At 70.4% G+C, this 15,027-nt stretch carries 19 protein-coding genes and 1 tRNA gene; 14 read left to right on the top strand and 6 right to left on the bottom strand.

The genetic code is table 11. The features are described 5' to 3' along the window. Positions 1 to 3 precede the first annotated feature (3 nt). The gene (locus OH802_RS27735; protein ID WP_406023589.1) at positions 4 to 840 is read left to right on the top strand and encodes a ribokinase; all 837 of its coding nucleotides are present in this window, start codon (positions 4 to 6) and stop codon (positions 838 to 840) included. On the opposite strand, the gene OH802_RS27730 is transcribed toward OH802_RS27735, so the two are convergent. The 3 genes from OH802_RS27730 to orn form a co-directional block, all read right to left on the bottom strand. Further along, on the bottom strand, positions 837 to 1,712 hold the full coding sequence (locus OH802_RS27730; RefSeq protein ID WP_406023588.1) for a GNAT family N-acetyltransferase: 876 nt from the start codon (positions 1,710 to 1,712) through the stop codon (positions 837 to 839). The two genes, OH802_RS27735 and OH802_RS27730, sit on opposite strands and share 4 nt — an antisense overlap. A gap of 91 nt (positions 1,713 to 1,803) precedes the next feature. Then, positions 1,804 to 1,879: transfer RNA gene (locus OH802_RS27725), tRNA-His, on the bottom strand. Between the two features lie 48 nt (positions 1,880 to 1,927). Next, positions 1,928 to 2,542, bottom strand: coding sequence for an oligoribonuclease (gene orn, locus OH802_RS27720; protein WP_406029426.1), 615 nt, complete (start codon positions 2,540 to 2,542; stop codon positions 1,928 to 1,930). Positions 2,543 to 2,700: 158 nt separating this feature from the next. On the opposite strand from orn, the gene OH802_RS27715 reads away from it, so the two are divergent. The 5 genes from OH802_RS27715 (at position 2,701) to OH802_RS27695 (ending at position 6,704) form a co-directional block, all read left to right on the top strand. Further along, positions 2,701 to 3,459, top strand: a complete 759-nt coding sequence (locus OH802_RS27715) for a DsbA family protein (protein WP_406023587.1) — start codon at positions 2,701 to 2,703, stop codon at positions 3,457 to 3,459. A gap of 129 nt (positions 3,460 to 3,588) precedes the next feature. Continuing rightward, complete coding sequence (locus tag OH802_RS27710; protein ID WP_406023586.1) at positions 3,589 to 4,350, top strand: FkbM family methyltransferase; 762 nt, start codon at positions 3,589 to 3,591, stop codon at positions 4,348 to 4,350. 9 nt (positions 4,351 to 4,359) lie between these two features. Beyond that, positions 4,360 to 4,776 (top strand): limonene-1,2-epoxide hydrolase family protein, encoded by a 417-nt coding sequence (locus OH802_RS27705; RefSeq protein WP_406023585.1) that lies wholly within the window; start codon positions 4,360 to 4,362, stop codon positions 4,774 to 4,776. A 103-nt stretch (positions 4,777 to 4,879) separates the two neighbouring features. Continuing rightward, a complete protein-coding gene (locus tag OH802_RS27700) occupies positions 4,880 to 5,317 on the top strand; it encodes a hypothetical protein (RefSeq protein WP_406023584.1) in 438 nt (145 codons plus the stop codon). A 61-nt stretch (positions 5,318 to 5,378) separates the two neighbouring features. After that, positions 5,379 to 6,704 (top strand): hypothetical protein, encoded by a 1,326-nt coding sequence (locus OH802_RS27695; RefSeq protein WP_406023583.1) that lies wholly within the window; start codon positions 5,379 to 5,381, stop codon positions 6,702 to 6,704. A gap of 7 nt (positions 6,705 to 6,711) precedes the next feature. Here OH802_RS27695 and OH802_RS27690 read toward each other — a convergent pair whose 3' ends face one another. Further along, a complete protein-coding gene (locus OH802_RS27690; RefSeq protein ID WP_406023582.1) occupies positions 6,712 to 7,293 on the bottom strand; it encodes a dihydrofolate reductase family protein in 582 nt (193 codons plus the stop codon). Positions 7,294 to 7,373: 80 nt separating this feature from the next. Here OH802_RS27690 and OH802_RS27685 point away from each other — a divergent pair, with 80 nt between their 5' ends. Genes OH802_RS27685 through OH802_RS27675 form a run of 3 tightly spaced genes read left to right on the top strand, consistent with a single transcriptional unit; the run spans position 7,374 to position 9,445 of the window. Beyond that, positions 7,374 to 7,820: a group II truncated hemoglobin gene (locus OH802_RS27685; protein WP_406023581.1), complete on the top strand. Its 447-nt coding sequence runs from the start codon at positions 7,374 to 7,376 to the stop codon at positions 7,818 to 7,820. Between the two features lie 9 nt (positions 7,821 to 7,829). Next, positions 7,830 to 8,930, top strand: a complete 1,101-nt coding sequence (locus OH802_RS27680) for an NAD(P)H-dependent flavin oxidoreductase (protein ID WP_406023580.1) — start codon at positions 7,830 to 7,832, stop codon at positions 8,928 to 8,930. Beyond that, the gene (locus OH802_RS27675; RefSeq protein WP_406023579.1) at positions 8,927 to 9,445 is read left to right on the top strand and encodes a DUF664 domain-containing protein; all 519 of its coding nucleotides are present in this window, start codon (positions 8,927 to 8,929) and stop codon (positions 9,443 to 9,445) included. The genes OH802_RS27680 and OH802_RS27675 overlap by 4 nt, the downstream gene beginning before the upstream one ends. A gap of 13 nt (positions 9,446 to 9,458) precedes the next feature. Here OH802_RS27675 and OH802_RS27670 read toward each other — a convergent pair whose 3' ends face one another. Next, positions 9,459 to 10,112 (bottom strand): SDR family oxidoreductase, encoded by a 654-nt coding sequence (locus OH802_RS27670; RefSeq protein WP_406023578.1) that lies wholly within the window; start codon positions 10,110 to 10,112, stop codon positions 9,459 to 9,461. A gap of 134 nt (positions 10,113 to 10,246) precedes the next feature. Between OH802_RS27670 and OH802_RS27665 the strand changes: the two genes are divergently transcribed. From OH802_RS27665 to OH802_RS27655, 3 genes are read left to right on the top strand one after another with little or no spacing between them, the layout of a single operon-like run. Continuing rightward, positions 10,247 to 10,654, top strand: coding sequence for a DUF6069 family protein (locus OH802_RS27665; RefSeq protein WP_406023577.1), 408 nt, complete (start codon positions 10,247 to 10,249; stop codon positions 10,652 to 10,654). 10 nt (positions 10,655 to 10,664) lie between these two features. Further along, positions 10,665 to 11,729, top strand: a complete 1,065-nt coding sequence (locus tag OH802_RS27660) for a sensor histidine kinase (protein WP_406023576.1) — start codon at positions 10,665 to 10,667, stop codon at positions 11,727 to 11,729. A gap of 29 nt (positions 11,730 to 11,758) precedes the next feature. Next, the gene (locus OH802_RS27655; protein ID WP_406029424.1) at positions 11,759 to 12,334 is read left to right on the top strand and encodes a DNA-binding response regulator; all 576 of its coding nucleotides are present in this window, start codon (positions 11,759 to 11,761) and stop codon (positions 12,332 to 12,334) included. A gap of 10 nt (positions 12,335 to 12,344) precedes the next feature. Here OH802_RS27655 and OH802_RS27650 read toward each other — a convergent pair whose 3' ends face one another. Then, a complete protein-coding gene (locus OH802_RS27650; protein ID WP_160024973.1) occupies positions 12,345 to 12,797 on the bottom strand; it encodes a MarR family winged helix-turn-helix transcriptional regulator in 453 nt (150 codons plus the stop codon). A gap of 140 nt (positions 12,798 to 12,937) precedes the next feature. Here OH802_RS27650 and OH802_RS27645 point away from each other — a divergent pair, with 140 nt between their 5' ends. Next, entirely contained in the window at positions 12,938 to 14,119 is a 1,182-nt protein-coding gene (locus OH802_RS27645) for an MFS transporter (RefSeq protein ID WP_406023575.1), read from the top strand. A 29-nt stretch (positions 14,120 to 14,148) separates the two neighbouring features. Then, positions 14,149 to 14,970 (top strand): aldo/keto reductase, encoded by an 822-nt coding sequence (locus tag OH802_RS27640; RefSeq protein ID WP_406023574.1) that lies wholly within the window; start codon positions 14,149 to 14,151, stop codon positions 14,968 to 14,970. The last annotated feature ends 57 nt before the right edge of the window (positions 14,971 to 15,027 follow it).

Here is a 15,027-nt window from a genome sequence, read left to right as displayed (position 1 = left end):
CCGGTGCGCCCGCCACAGGACCTGGTCGTCGTCGGGAGCATCAACGTCGATCTGACGGCGCTCGTCGAGCGGTTGCCCGGCGCCGGAGAGACCGTCGGTGGTGGTCGGCTGCGCCGTGACGTCGGTGGGAAGGGTGCCAACCAGGCCGTCGCGGCGAGCCGGCTGGGAGCCCGGGTGCGGATGATCGGCGCGGTCGGCTCCGATGCCGACGGTACCTGGGCGCTCGAGACGATCCGGACCGCCGGGGTCGATGTCGCCGGGGTCTGCATCACCGACTCGCCGACCGGCACGGCGCTGATCGCCGTCGACGCGGCCGGGGAGAACCAGATCGTGGTGTGCGCCGGCGCCAACGCGTCGGTCGGCGCCGACGGGATCTCGGTCGGGGCGGACGAGGCCGTGCTGATGCAGCTCGAGCTGTCCCTGGAGGTGATCCGCGCCGTCGCCGCGCGGGCGCCGGGGTTCGTCGCGCTCAACGCCGCCCCGGCCCAGCACCTCCCGGCCGACCTCGTCGAGCGGGTCGACCTGTTCATCGTCAACGAGACCGAGTACGCCGCGATGCCCGAGCTGCGCGCGGCCCGGCGGGTCGCGGTGACCTACGGCGCCTCGGGTGCGGCCATGATCACCGAGGGCACCGAGACCGCTCGCGTCCCCGCCGCGCCGGCGCCGGACGTGGTCAACACCGTCGGCGCCGGCGATGCGTTCTCCGCTGCGCTCACCCTCGCGATCCAGGCCGGCACACCGGACGATCAGGCGCTGCGTACTGCCTGCGCGGTCGGCGCCGCCGCGGTCGCGCACCCCAGCGCCCAGCCGCCGCTGGAGCGGTTCGAGACGTACGTCTAGCCCAGTTCTTTCCGGAAGAAGTGGGTGGCGTGGGGGTTGTCGTTGTAGCGGTCGATGCGCTCGTAGCCGGCCCGCTCGTACATCCCGATCGCCTCGCTGAGGACGTCGCGGGTGTCGAGGCGTACGACCGTGTGGCCCAGCCGCAGCGCCTCGGCCTCGAGGTGGCGCAGCAGGCGTGAGCCGAGGCCCGCGCCGCGCCAGGCGGGATCGACCCACATGCGCTTGATCTCGCCGGTGCCGCCGAACTCGCGGACCGCACCGGAGGCGACCGGGGCGCCGTCGCTGGCAGCCACGAAGAAGGCACCGTGGGGCGCGCGCAGGGAGGGGTCGTCGCCGAAGCCCTCGTCGCCGACGGTGAACCCGAAGCGGTCGCCGATCTCGGCGAAGTAGTGGCCCATCGCCTCCTGGGCCATCGGGTCGCGTGGGTCGACCTGCTCGATCGTGATCGCGGCGGCCCGCACCAGCAGGTCGGCCGTCGCCAGCGCCTCGTTGAGACGGTCGCGCTGCCGCTGGGTCAGCGGATCGAGCAGCAGGTGGGCGCGCTCCTCGGAGCGGCGCTCGAGGTCGTCCCACTGCTTGAGGCCGTCCTCGGTGAGCGCCACCAGCCGGCGCCGGCCGTCGGAGGGGTCGCGGTCCATCGCGACGTACCCCTTGCTCTCCAGCGTCCGCAGCATCCGGCTGACGTAGCCGGAGTCGAGGCCGCCGAGCCTGGTCCTGAGGTCCTGAACGGTATGAGCGCCGAGCCCGATCTCGTAGAGGATCCGAGCCGTGCCATAGGGGAGGCCACTGCCGAGGAAGGAGTCCTCGAGCGCTCCCACCCGACGGACGTAGTTCATGTTGAACTTGCGCATCACCGAGGTGTCCACTGTCATATACCTGACTTTAGTCAGGTATATGACAGAACCCAAGGGCGGATTCCCTACAAATGACAAACGGCCCGTCCTCTCGGACGGGCCGTTCTGATGGGGTGAGCGACGGGGCTTGAACCCGCGACCCTCGCGACCACAACGCGATGCTCTACCAGCTGAGCTACGCCCACCATCGGCTCGGACAGCGCATGTCCGAACCAGCAAGAATCATAGGGGAATCAGACCGGATCTGTGGAATCGGGGGCGGCCACCGGGTCGCCGAGGCCGGTGATCGAGGCTCCGTGCCGGCCGGCGATCTCCTTCGCCACCTCGGAGTCCGGGCCGGGCATCGGCACGAAGACCGCCTCGCGGTAGTAGCGAAGCTCCTCGATCGACTCCTGGATGTCGGCCAGCGCACGGTGGTTGCCGCGCTTGGGGGGAGCCGAGAAGTAGGCCCGCGGGAACCAGCGCCGTGACAGCTCCTTGATCGAGGAGACGTCGACGTTGCGGTAGTGGAGGAACCCCTCCAGCTCGGGCATGTCGCGGGCCAGGAAGTTGCGGTCGGTGGCCACCGTGTTGCCGCCCAGCGGCGGTCGGGAGTCCTTGCCGCAGTGCTCCCAGACGTAGGCCAGGACCTGCTCCTCCGCCTCCCGCATCGGCACACCGTTCTCGAGCTCGACCAGCAGGCCGGACTTGGTGTGCATGTCTCGTACGAAGTCGTCCATCTGCTCCAGCGCCTCGGCCGGGGGCTTGATGATGATGTCGACCCCGTCGCCGAGCACGTTGAGATCGAAGTCGGTGACGAGGGCTGCCACCTCGATGAGCGCATCGTGCTCGAGGGACAGCCCCGTCATCTCGCAGTCGATCCAGACCAGACGTTCGTTCAGTGAAGCCACCGGAGCACCATAACGCCGCTGGTCAACGGCTTTGCGGAGGGATAGGCGACGATGTGATAACGGTTCCCATGGCGTGGTTTCAGCCTGCGCTCAGGAGAAGTGCCTATGTTGGCTCCATGAGCACGGATTCAGCCAGCAGCCACTCGCGCAAAGAGAAGCGTGAGGCACGCGCTGCCAAGGCCGCCGCGGAGCTGGAGGCTCTGCGCAAGAAGCAGGCCCGCAAGTCGATCCTCACCGTCGCGGCGGTCGTCGTCGCCATCGCGGTGATCATCGGTGGCCTCGTCTGGTTCAGCGTGAACCGCTCCGGCGACGACAAGGTCACCGCGGTGGAGGCCGGCAGCAGCGAGCACGGCCTGGTGATCGGACCCGACGACGCGCCGCACAAGGTCGTCATCTACGAGGACTTCCTGTGCCCCTACTGCGGCGAGTTCGAGGCCGCGTCCCGCGATGACCTCGCCGACCTCGCCGCCGACGGCAAGGTCCAGGTCGACTACCGCCCGTTCGTGCTCCTCGACCAGGTCGGCCCCTACTCCGAGCTCGCCACCTCGGCCTTCGCGGTCGTCCAGGAGGAGGCCGGTGACGAGGTTGCCAAGAAGTTCCACGACCTGCTCTTCGAGAACCAGCCCAGCGAGTCCGGCCCGTTCCCGAAGGCCGCCGATCTCGTCGACCTCGCCGTCGAGGCCGGTGCCGAGGAGTCCGCCGTCAAGGACCGCATCGAGAGCCTCGACGGCAAGGCCTGGGCCGACGCCGCCACCAAGGCCGCCGCCGACGACGGCGTCCAGGGCACCCCGACCGTCCTGCTCGACGGCAAGCAGTTCCAGGACGGCAACACCGTCCAGGAGTACGCCGCGAACCTGGTCGAGCAGATCTCCTGACCGGGCTCGGGCTGCGCGCGGCCCGGTCCGCGTTGCCCCAGGTTCGGCTCGCGTTTCCGTAGGCACTTTAGGGTTCGGCGACAGCCAACGGTAGCTGTGCCGGAAGACCCCTAGGCGAAGGTGCTCGAGATGGCGTACGCGACAACCGAAGACGGGCATCGGATCTATGTGAAGCCGACTGATCCGCGGGCACTGGGCCTGATCGCCAACAAGGGTCGGATCATCCGCGGCTCGCTCGAGCTGTGGCGGCTGGCGCTCGGGCTGCACGAGTGGCGGACCGTGATCGACATCGGTGTGAACTACGGCGAGATGCTCGTCGGGGTGGACATCCCCGAGGGCGTGGAGCTGATCGGGTTCGAGCCGAACACCTCGCTGCACAAGGTCCTGCGAAAGACCCTCGAGACCCGCGGGATCACCATCGACCTGCGCGCGCAGGCCGTCGCCGACAAGCCCGGCGCCGCGCGGTTCGCGGTCGACCGGACCTGGTCGGGGACGTCGTCGCTGTACGACGAGCGCCACGACGGCTCGGCCCGCTGGCAGCTTCGCGACGTCCAGGTCACCACGCTCGACGAGGTGCTCGCCGGCTCCGGGCGGCCGTTCTGCGTGAAGGTGGATGTCGAGGGCTTCGAGCCCGAGGTCGTCGACGGCGCAGTGCGGTCGCTGACCGATACTGCCCACTGGGCGTTGATGCTCGAGATCGAGCACATGGACCGTGGCTACCTCGCCGAGCTGGCCAGGACGCGCGACGTGTTCGTGAAGGAGAAGGACTCGACCTCGCTCCAGCGGGTGCCGGGCGGGCGGGTCGCCGTCGAGGAGCTTCTCGATGACCCGAGGCTGCACCGGCAGGACTGTCTGGTCCTGAGCCCGCCGCTGGCCGCTGAACAGCGATAACGTGGCGGCATGACCGAGATCCAGATCGTCGAGCAGTTCCTGGCCGCGCTCGAGACCGGTGAGGTCGACGCTGCGCTGGCGCTGTGCGCCGACGACGTCACCTACCAGAACGTTCCTCTTCCACCTGCGCGTGGCCTGTCCGAGGTCGGGCGCCAGCTGCGGGTGATGGGGAAGTACACGACCGGCTTCGAGGTCCGGATGATCAACATCGCCGCCAACGGCCCGGTGGTGCTCACCGAACGCATCGACGTGCTCAGCCGCGGCTCGGTCTCCGCCGAGTTCTGGGTGTGCGGCACCTTCGAGGTGCGCGACGGCAAGATCGTGCTCTGGCGCGACTACTTCGACTGGACGACGTTCATCGCAGCCGGCATCAAGGGCGTCGGCCGGGCAGCGTTCGGCGCGATCCGGAGGGTCGTCGGGCGCTGAGGTACGGGAAAGGTACGGGAAGGCCCGGAGCCGGCGCGGAGATAGCGTCCGCTGGACCTCCGGCCAACACTGGCCGGTTCGTACCTCAACCGAAGGGAAGACCGTGAACACTGTCACTCAGCGCGCTGCTCGAAAGCTCCTCGCCACCGCGGTGGCCGGACTCGTGATGGGCTCGGCGCTCGTGGCCATGAGCACCACCTCCTCGCAGGCGGCGGGGTGGGGAACCATCTCGGACCGGAGCGTGAACAAGGTGCTCAGCTCGAGGTCGTGGACCACGCTTCGTCCTGCCTTCAGCACCTCGGCGAACGTCAGGTACCGCTACTGCGTGACGCTCAGGGGACGCGGAACCGTGAACCTCCAGCCGCAGGCGTTCAGCACCGAGACCAGCGTGAACAACTCCTCGTACGTCACCAGGTGCACCAAGTCCTACCGCGGCCCCGCCAACCGGTTCACCCCGACGGCCGCGAGGATCGGCGACGGTGCGGTGCGGGTCGGTCGGATCAAGGTTCAGCGCTGGTACGCCGGAAGCGTTCCGGGCTGAACAGCGAGGCCTCTTCCTATTTCTGTGACGTGAGTCACAAGAGAGCCCTATTCTCAAAGGCATGCCACGTGCGTCAGCCGCTCTCCTCGCCCTGCTTCTGACCGCTTCCGCTCTTGTCGCCTCGACCGGCACGGCGCTCGCAGACCCGGAACCACCCGGTGACCAGCCGCTTCCCGGCTACACGATCAGCAACCCGCCGGTGGCGCCGATCGTCGTCGGCGGCGAGGCGACCACCGTGCGTCAGGGCGTGCACGAGCATGCCGCGTACGTCCTCGAGGTGCCGGCCGACTGGAACGGCGAGCTGGTGATGTGGGCCCACGGCTACCGCGGGCTCAGCTACACGCTGACGCCCGAGACGCCGGGGTTCGGGCTGCGGCGTACGTTCCTCGAGCAGGGCTACGCCTGGGCGGCGTCGAGCTACTCGACCAACGGCTATGACGTGGGAGCCGGGGTGCGCTCGACCCGGGACCTGGCGACGTACGCCCCCGAGCTGCTGCCGCGCAAGGCGACCCGCACCTATGTGACCGGGGTGTCGATGGGCGGGCACGTGATCGGGCGCTCGCTGGAGCAGTATCCGGGCTTCTACGACGGCGCGATGCCGATGTGCGGGCAGCTGGGGGACGTGGAGCTCTTCGACTTCTTCGTCGACTACAACCTCGGTGCGCAGGCGTTGGCGGGGCACGACGCCTACCCGTACACCAAGGACTATCAGAGCGTCGACGTCCCGGTGATCAAGGAGCGGCTCGGGCTCGGCGGCACCCTGACTCCGGAGGGCGAGCAGCTGCGGGCCATGACCATCGAGCGCAGCGGCGGTCCGCGGCCGGGCGCGGTGGCGGCCTTCGGGCAGTGGAAGGACTTCCTCTTCACGCTGCCGTCGGTCGACGACGGCGGCACGCTGGGCTTCAACATCGGCCGGGTGGCGACCAACCGGGACACCGTCTACACGCCGAGCTCGCCGGTCGACCTCAACACCGAGATCGAGCGGGCGGACCCGACTGATCCGGCCGGGCGCTACAGCCACCGGCTCAATGCCCCGTCACGGATCTCCGGCCGTCCGACCGCCCCGGTGGTGAGCCTGCACAACCTCGGCGACATGTTCGTGCCGTTCTCGCTGGAGCAGATCTATCTGCGCGAGGTGAATCGCCACCACCGCGGTGGCTTGGTCGTGCAGCGGGCGATCCGCTCGGCCGGGCACTGCGAGTTCAGCCCCGCCGAGGCCTCGGCCGCCTGGGGCGACCTCGTCGACTGGGTCGAGCACGGTGACCGTCCGGCCGGCGACGACGTGCTCGACCGGGCAGCCGTCGCAGCACCCGACTACGGCTGCGCGTTCACCGATCCCACGGCGTACGGGACCGGGTCGCGTCGTCTCTACGCGCGCTGCCCCTGACCGGAGGTCAGCGGACGACGTCGTAGACGAGCTTGATGATGCCGTTGGCGTAGGTCTCCGACTCGACCAGCGCGAGCCGCTGCTTGTCCTTGTCGGTCTCGCTCCACATCGACTTGCCGGCGCCGAGGACGACAGGGAAGACGAGCAGGTGGTAGCGGTCGATCAGGCCGGCGTCGGCGAGGTTGCGGGCGAGCTCGGCGCTGCCGGCGACCAGGATCGGGCCACCGTCACCCTGCTTGAGGTCCTCGACCGCGTCGAGCGACTTCAGGACGGTCTGCGGGCCCCAGCCCTCGACCAGGGCGTCGTCGCCGAGGGTCGTCGAGACGACGTACTTCGGGATCTCCTTCACCACCGCGAAGTCCTCCATGTCGGGCCAGATCGGCGAGAACGCCTCATAGCTGCGCCGGCCGAACATCATCGCGCCGGCCTCCTCCATCTCGCTGCCCTTGATCGCGTAGGCCTCCGGCAGGAACTCGATGTCCTTGTAGGTCCAGCCGCCGCTGCGGTGCTGCTCGTATTCGGAGCCGCCGCCGGGGGAGTCGACGACGCCGTCGATGGACACGAAGGCGGAGTAGATGAGTGTGCGCATGGGTCGATCCTGCCGCGCGGGTCCCCATACCGCCACAAGTATTTCGTTGCGTATCTCGGTGCCGCACGTGATGGTGAGGCATGACCTTGTACGACGACCTCGGCGGCGAGCCCGCGCTGCGCCGGCTGAGCGACGCGTTCTACGAGAGGGTGCTGGCCGACGAGCTCCTCGCGCCGGTGTTCGCGAACTTCACGCCCACCCATGTCGAGCGGGTGGCGATCTGGCTCGGCGAGATCTTCGGTGGCCCGGCCGACTTCACCGCCAGGCTCGGCGGCCATCAGGCCCTGCTCAACGTCCACCTCGGCCTCGGGATCCGCGAGGAGCACCGGCAGCGCTGGCTCGAGCTCATGCGGGCAGCGATCGAGGAGGTCCTGGCCGACCGGCCAGAACTGCACGAGACGCTGATGGCCTACTTCGACTGGGGCACCGCCATCGCCAAGGACGTCTCCCAGGAGCCGCCGGGGACCGACCTCGGCGACCCGGGGCCGACGCCCCGCTGGGGCCGCGACGGGTTGGTGAAGGACTAGCCTGGCCGGGTGACCGCTCGACGACGTGCTCAGGAGTTCTGCGAGGCGTACGGCCTCTCGATGCCGATCCTTCAGGCGCCGATGGCGGGTGCCTGCCCGCCCGCGGCGGCGGCCGCGGTCGCCGACGCCGGCGGGATGGGCGCAGCTGGGGTGGTGCTCGACTCGCCGGAGCGGATCGCGGAGTGGGCCACTGAGTTCCGGTCGCTGTCGACGGGTTCGTTCCAGCTGAACATCTGGATCCCCGACCCGGCCGATGACGACCCGGCGAGGATCTCGGCGGCGGAGGAGTTCCTGACCCGGTTCGGTACGCCGGGCCCCGAACAGCCGCCCGCGCCGTCGTTCGAGGAGCAGTGCGAGGCGATGCTCGCCGCGCGGCCGACGGCCGTCTCCTCGATCATGGGGCTCTTCTCGCCGGAGTACGTCGACCGCCTGCACGAGGCCGGGATCGCCTGGTTCGCGTGCGCCACGACCCTGGCCGAGGCGATCGCCGCGCAGGAGGCCGGTGCCGACGCCATCGTGGCGCAGGGTCTCGAGGCCGGCGGGCACCGAGGGGTCTTCGAGCCGCAGACGGCTGAGCGTACGGCCGTCGGGCTCTTCGCCCTGCTGCCGCACATCGTCGACGGTGTCGACGTGCCGGTCATCGCCACTGGCGCGATCGCCGACGGACGTGCCGTCGCCGCCGCGCTGACCCTCGGGGCGAGTGCCGTGCAGGTCGGCACCGCGCTGCTGCGGTCGCCGGAGACCGCGATCGCCGACGCCTGGGCGGCCTCGCTCGACGGCCTCGCGCCGGAGGACACGGTCGCCACCCGCGCCTACTCCGGCCGCCTCGGCCGCGCCGCCCCGACTCCGTATGTGCGCTCCTGGGAGGCGCCGGATGCGCCTTCGCCCGCGCCCTACCCGCACCAGCGACGCCTGGTCGCCAGGTGGCGCAAGGGAACGCCCGACCCCGCTGCCGAGGTGGCCTTGGACCGGGCCAACCACTGGGCCGGCCAGGCCGCGGCGCGCGCGGTGGCCGAGCCGGCCGCCGACATCGTGACCCGCATGTGGAGCGAGGCACGGAGCCACTTGCCGGACACGGTTGAGATCGACCGTGTAGAACGGAAGGCATGAGCGAAACCTGGTCCCAGCGACTGCTCGCGGACGGCTTCGGCCGGATCGCGGAGACCCTTCCTTCGATCGTCGACGGCCTGTCGGTCGACGACCTGTTGTGGCGGCCCTACGACCGCGCGAACTCGATCGCCTGGATCCTGTGGCACATCGCCCGGATGGAGGACGCCCAGATCGCGCCGCTTGCCGGCGCCGACGAGGTGTGGGCGCGCGACGGCTGGGTGGAGCGGTTCGCGCTGCCGTACGCGCCCGGCGCGATGGGCTACGGGCAGAGCGCCGATGACGTCGCGGCATTCCGGCTCGAGGACCCGAAGCTGCTGACCGGCTACTACCAGGCCGTCCACCAGGCCACGATCGAGCTGGTCGACACGTTGAGCGAGGACGACCTCGCCCGCGTCATCGACGAGCGCTGGGACCCGCCCGTCACCCTCGCCGTGAGGCTGGTCAGCGTCGTCGACGACGCCGCCCAGCACATCGGCCAGGCGGCGTACGTCAAGGGCTTGCTGGGTCTCCGCTGATTCAGCGGCCGAGTCAGAGGACGGCGGCGATGGCCTCGTCGATCGAGGCGTCGCCGGAGACCAGCTCCCACTGCTTGCCGACGGTGGCGTCGTCGTCGATCACGGCGGCGATGACCGCGGCCACGTCGGCACGCGGGATAGTGTGGCGGTCGAGCTTCTCGGCCAGCTTCACCCGCCCGGTGGCGGGCTCGTCGGTGAGGCCTCCGGGACGCAGGATGGTCCAGGCGAGGTCGCTGTCGCGCAGGGCGATGTCGGCGTCGCGCTTGGCCTCGACGTAGGCCTTCCACACCTCGCCCGCATCGGCCGGGACCGGCTCGTCGACGCCGATCGCCGAGACCTGAACGAAGCGCCGGATGCCGGCGGCCTTCGCGCCCGCGATCGACTTGGTCGAGCCTTCCAGGTCGACGGTGCGCTTGCGCTCGATGTTGCCGTCGGGGCCGCCGCCGGCGGCGAAGACCACCGCATCGCAGCCGGCGAAGGCGGCGGCGAACGCGTCGGCGTCCTGGTTCTCGATGTCGAGCAGGCCGACCTCGGCGCCGAGCGCTTCGAGCTCGGCTCGGTAGCTCTCGCTGCGTACGAGCGCGACCGGGGTGTGGCCCGCGGCCGCGAGGATCGGATGGAGATGCAGGGCGACCTTGCCGTGGCCGCCGACGATGGCGATACGCATGCGTCCACGATAGGCACATCCACCACTGACAATTGTCACCGCCGGGTCCGGACAATCAGATCTGACGTCCGGGTGCCACGGAGCGCGAGTCTGGAGACACCGCCCACGGTGGGTGGTGGAGACGGAGGACAGGCATGACAACCGTGACGAACGAGACCGCGCAGCGCACCCGGGTGGGGTGGCCGCGGATCGCGGGGACGGCGGCCATCGCGGCCGTGGCGGCGACCGCCGTGTGGCTGCTGTGGACCGCGGCCGGGGGAGTCGAGCTGGAGGTGAAGTCGGGCGCCGGCAGCCAGCAGATCGGGGTCGGGTCCGTGATCGTCAGCACCCTGCTGATCGCGCTGGTCGGCGGGGCGCTGCTGCGCTGGTGGGAGGGCCGTTCCGAGCGCGGGACGCGGCGATGGACGATGCTCGCCGTCGGGATCGCCGTGGTCTCCCTGATCACACCGACCAGCGCGCTCACCGTGGCCGCCGGACTGGGGCTCGCGAGCCTGCACATCGTCGTGGCCGTTGTGGTCATCGCCGGACTGCGGCGACGGTAAAGTGACGCGCGTGTCCGGCCTGAGGTGTCACCTCGAGCGCCACGGCGTGGTGCTGGTGTGGCTGCCGGTGCTGCTGCTCTTCCCGCTGCTCAACCTCTCCGGCGACACGTTGGCGGCGGCCGGCCAGGTGGTCCTGGTGCTGGCCCTCGCCACGACCGCGGTCGCTCTCGTGGTCACCGGCCGGGTCCCGGTTCTGCTGCCCGTCCTCGTCGCCCTGATCGTGCTCGCCGCGATTCAGGGCGAGGGCTGGCAGACGGTCTGGGGAGTGCTGGCCATCGTCTCCCCGGCGGTCCTGCGAGGCTGGCGCCTGCTGGTCGCCATCGTCGCGGCCACGGTCGGCGTCGCGGTCTCGATCGCGGTGATCGAGGGCATCGGCGACGCCTACCTGCTCAGTGTCGGCGGCGTCTTCCTCAGCGGTGTCACGACCACCTCGTTCCTCCGCCTCGTCGAAGCGGTCGAGCAGCTCCGGCGCACCCGGGAGGAGCTGGCCCGGGCTGCGGTCGCCGAGGAGCGTGCCCGGATGTCGCGCGATCTCCACGACCTGCTCGGCCACACCTTGAGCGTGATGGTCGTCAAGGCCGAGGCCGTACGCCGCCTGGCGGCTCGTGATCCCGAGGCGGCCGCCGCGCACGCGGCCGACATCGAGGAGGTCGGGCGTGCTGCCCTGGCCGACGTCCGGGCCGCCGTCGACCAGATGAAGACGCTCTCCCTGGCCGACGAGCTCGACGGCGCACGGCGCGCGCTCGACGCCGCCGGCATCCGTACGTCGGTGACCGCTGCCCCGGCCGAGGTGCCTGACATCGCCGGACAGGCGCTCGCCTGGGTCGTGCGCGAGGGCGCCACGAACGTGCTCCGGCACTCCGGCGCGGCCAGCTGCCGCTTCGAGCTCACCGAGGACGGCGGCGAGTTCCGGCTCGCCGTGGTCGACGACGGGGTCGGCGGTCCGGTGGACACGAGCGAGAGATCGGGCGGGCTCGAAGGTCTGCGGCAGCGGTTGCGTGCGGTCGACGGTCGCCTCGACGTACGTCCTGGGGCCGACGGGTTCCGCCTCGAGGCGAGAGTGCCGGCATCGTGATCCGCATTCTGCTCGCCGAGGACCAGGCGATGATGCGCGGCGCGCTCGCCCTGCTGCTGGGGCTCGAGGACGACCTCGAGGTGGTCGCCCAGGTCGGGGCCGGCACCGAGATCGTGCCGATGGCGCTCGAGGTGCGCCCCGATGTGGCCCTGCTCGACATCGAGCTGCCCGGGATCAGCGGTCTCGAGGCCGCGCGCGAGCTGACCGCGAGGATCCCGGAGTGCCGGGTGATGATCCTGACGACGTTCTCCCGGCCCGGCTACGTGCGCCAGGCGATGGCCGCAGGAGCCGTCGGCTTCCTGGTCAAGGACGGGCCGGTCGAGGAGCTGGCCGACGCGATCCGCCGGGTGCTGCGCGGTGAGACGGTCCTCGACCCCGACTTGGCCGCCGCGACGCTACGCGCCGCCCCGAATCCGCTGACCGCGCGCGAGCGCGACGTGCTCGCCGCCTCCGAGGACGGGGCGAGCATCGCCGACATCGCCGGCCGGCTCTTCCTCTCGCCGAGCACGGTCCGCAACTATCTCTCCGCGGCCATCGGCAAGACCGGCACGCGCAACAAGACCGAGGCGGCCCTCGCCGCTCGCCGCAACGGCTGGCTCGCCTGAGACTGCGCGATCAGGCCGGGGCCGGCGACAACGACCCGAGCGCGTGCACGAGCGGCGCGAGCTCGGGGATCTCGGCGGCCTCGTCCAGCGCCGTACGCAGCACCTCGTCGTGCAACGGACGGGCCTTCTTCAGCAGCGCGCGCCCGGCGGGCGTGAGCTCGGTGTAGATCCCGCGGCGGTCGTCGGCGCACAGGATCCGGGTGAGGAGGTCGCGGTTCTCCAGGCGCGTGACCAGACGGGTCGTGGCCGAGGAGGAGAGGGCCGCCGCGCGCGCCAGCTGCTGCATGCGCATGTGCCAGCCGTCCTGACGGCTGAGCGCGTCGAGGACGGTGAACTCGACGACCGACAGCCCGTGCTCGCGCTGCAGTGCCTTCTCGAGCGCGGCCTCGATCAGGCCGTGCACGGCGGCCAGCGTGCGCCAGCCCTGTGCGCGGATCTCGACAGCGTCGTCAGCGATTCCCATGGGTCCTCCTTCGTGGACACCGCAAGCATACCCGAGTTGCGCGGATAGTGCGCGCGTGCAACTATAAATACGAAGCGTGTGCAACTACTGCGCACGCGGACTATCGACAGACGCAACCCGTCCACGTTCAGGAGTCATCCATGCCCGTCGCACTGCTAGCCCTCGCGATCGGAGGGTTCGGCATCGGCCTCACCGAGTTCGTCATCATGGGCCTGCTGCCCGAGGTCTCCACCGACTTCGGGGTCAGCGAGACCACCGCCGGCTACCTCATCTCCGGCTACGCCCTCAGCGTCGCGATCGGCGCCGTCGGCCTGACCCTCCTGCTCACCCGGGTGCCCCGCAAGATCGCCCTGCTCGGCCTGATGGTGCTGTTCATCCTCGGCAACCTGATCTCCGCGATGTCGCCCGACTACGCCACGATGATGGCCGGCCGGATCGTCGCGGCCCTGTGCCACGGCGCTTTCTTCGGCATCGGCGCCGTCGTCGCCGCCCAGCTGGTCGCTCCGGAGCGCAAGGCCAGCGCGATCGCCTTCATGTTCGGCGGCCTCACTCTGGCCAACGTCCTAGGCGTACCCCTCGGCACCCTGCTCGGCCAGGCCGCCGGCTGGCGCTCGACCTTCTGGGCGATCACAGTCATCGGCATCATCGCCTTCATCGGCATCGCCCTCCTGGTCCCGGCCCACACCGGTCGCAGCGAGGCGGCCGCCCCGGCCGTACGCACCGAGCTGGCCGCCTTCGCCAGCCCGCAGGTCTGGTTCTCGATCGCCCTGACCGTCCTCGGCTTCGGCGGCATGTTCGGCGGGTTCACCTACATCGCCTTCACCCTGACCGAGGTCAGCGGCTTCTCCGCGGGCGCGGTCCCGTGGCTGCTCGTCCTCTTCGGTGTCGGCCTCTTCTTCGGCAACATCGTGGGCGCCCGGGCCGCCGACCGAAACGTGGTCAAGACCCTCGGTGTGCTCTTGAGTGCGCTGACCGTCATCCTCGCCGCCTTCGCCCTCGTCGCCACCAGCCAGGTGCTGACCATCGTCGCCCTGGTCCTGATGGGCGCGGTCGGCTTCGGCACGGTGCCGGCCCTGCAGATGCGGGTGATGGGGTACGCCGACCAGGCCCCCACCCTCGCCTCCGGCGCGAACATCGGCGCCTTCAACCTCGGCAACGCACTGGGTGCCTGGATCGGCGGCGTGACCCTCGCGGCCGGGTTCGGCTACACCTCGCCGCTGTGGGCGGGTGCCGGGGTAACCGCTCTCGGTCTCCTCGTGCTGCTGGTCGCCGTCCGAGCGCCCGGGGGCGAGCGGCGTACGTCCGTTCCCGTCCCTGCCTGAACCTCACTCATCTCAGCGAAGGAAGTCTCATGACCATCCCGAACATCACCTTGAACAACGGCGTCGCGATGCCGCAGCTCGGCTACGGCGTCTTCCAGGTGCCCGACGACGAGACCGAGGCGGCCGTGACCGCGGCACTCGAGGCCGGCTACCGCAGCATCGACACCGCGGCGGTCTACGGCAACGAGGCCGGCGTCGGCCATGCGCTCGCGAAGTCGGGCATCGCCCGCGAGGAGCTCTTCATCACCACGAAGCTCTGGAACTCCGACCACGAGCGGCCGGTCGAGGCGTACGAGAAGAGCCTCGAGCTCCTCGGCCTCGACCAGGTCGACCTCTACCTGATCCACTGGCCCACTCCCGCCCGCGACCTGTACGTCGGCGCCTGGCAGGGCCTCGAGGAGCTGTACGCCGCGGGGCGGGTCCGTGCGATCGGCGTCTCGAACTTCCTGCCCGAGCACCTGGATCGGATCGTCGAGCTCGGCGGCACGGTGCCGGCGGTCAACCAGATCGAGCTGCACCCCGCGCTGCAGCAGCGCGCCACGGTCGCTGCCGGCGACGGGCTCGGTATCGCCACTGAGGCCTGGAGCCCGCTCGCCCAGGGCGCGATGCTCGAGAACCCGGCGATCACCGCGATCGCCGACCGCCTCGGCCGCACTCCTGCCCAGGTGATCCTGCGCTGGCACCTCCAGCAGGGCCGAATCGTCATCCCCAAGTCGGTGACCCCGTCGCGGATCGCGCAGAACCTCGACGTGTTCGGCTTCGACCTCACCGACGCCGACCTGGCCGCGATCGACGCCCTGGAGAGCGAGGGCCGCACCGGCCCGAACCCGGCGACGTTCAACGCCGCCTGATATCTGTGCCCGATATCTGGGGCAGGTGTTATCGAAGGGTAATCGGCCCGGGGGAGA

Source organism: Nocardioides sp. NBC_00850 (assembly GCF_045207335.1).
GTDB lineage: Bacteria > Actinomycetota > Actinomycetes > Propionibacteriales > Nocardioidaceae > Nocardioides.
The sequence above is the reverse complement of the archived record's forward strand: the minus strand, read 5'-3'. Positions and strand labels throughout refer to the sequence as shown.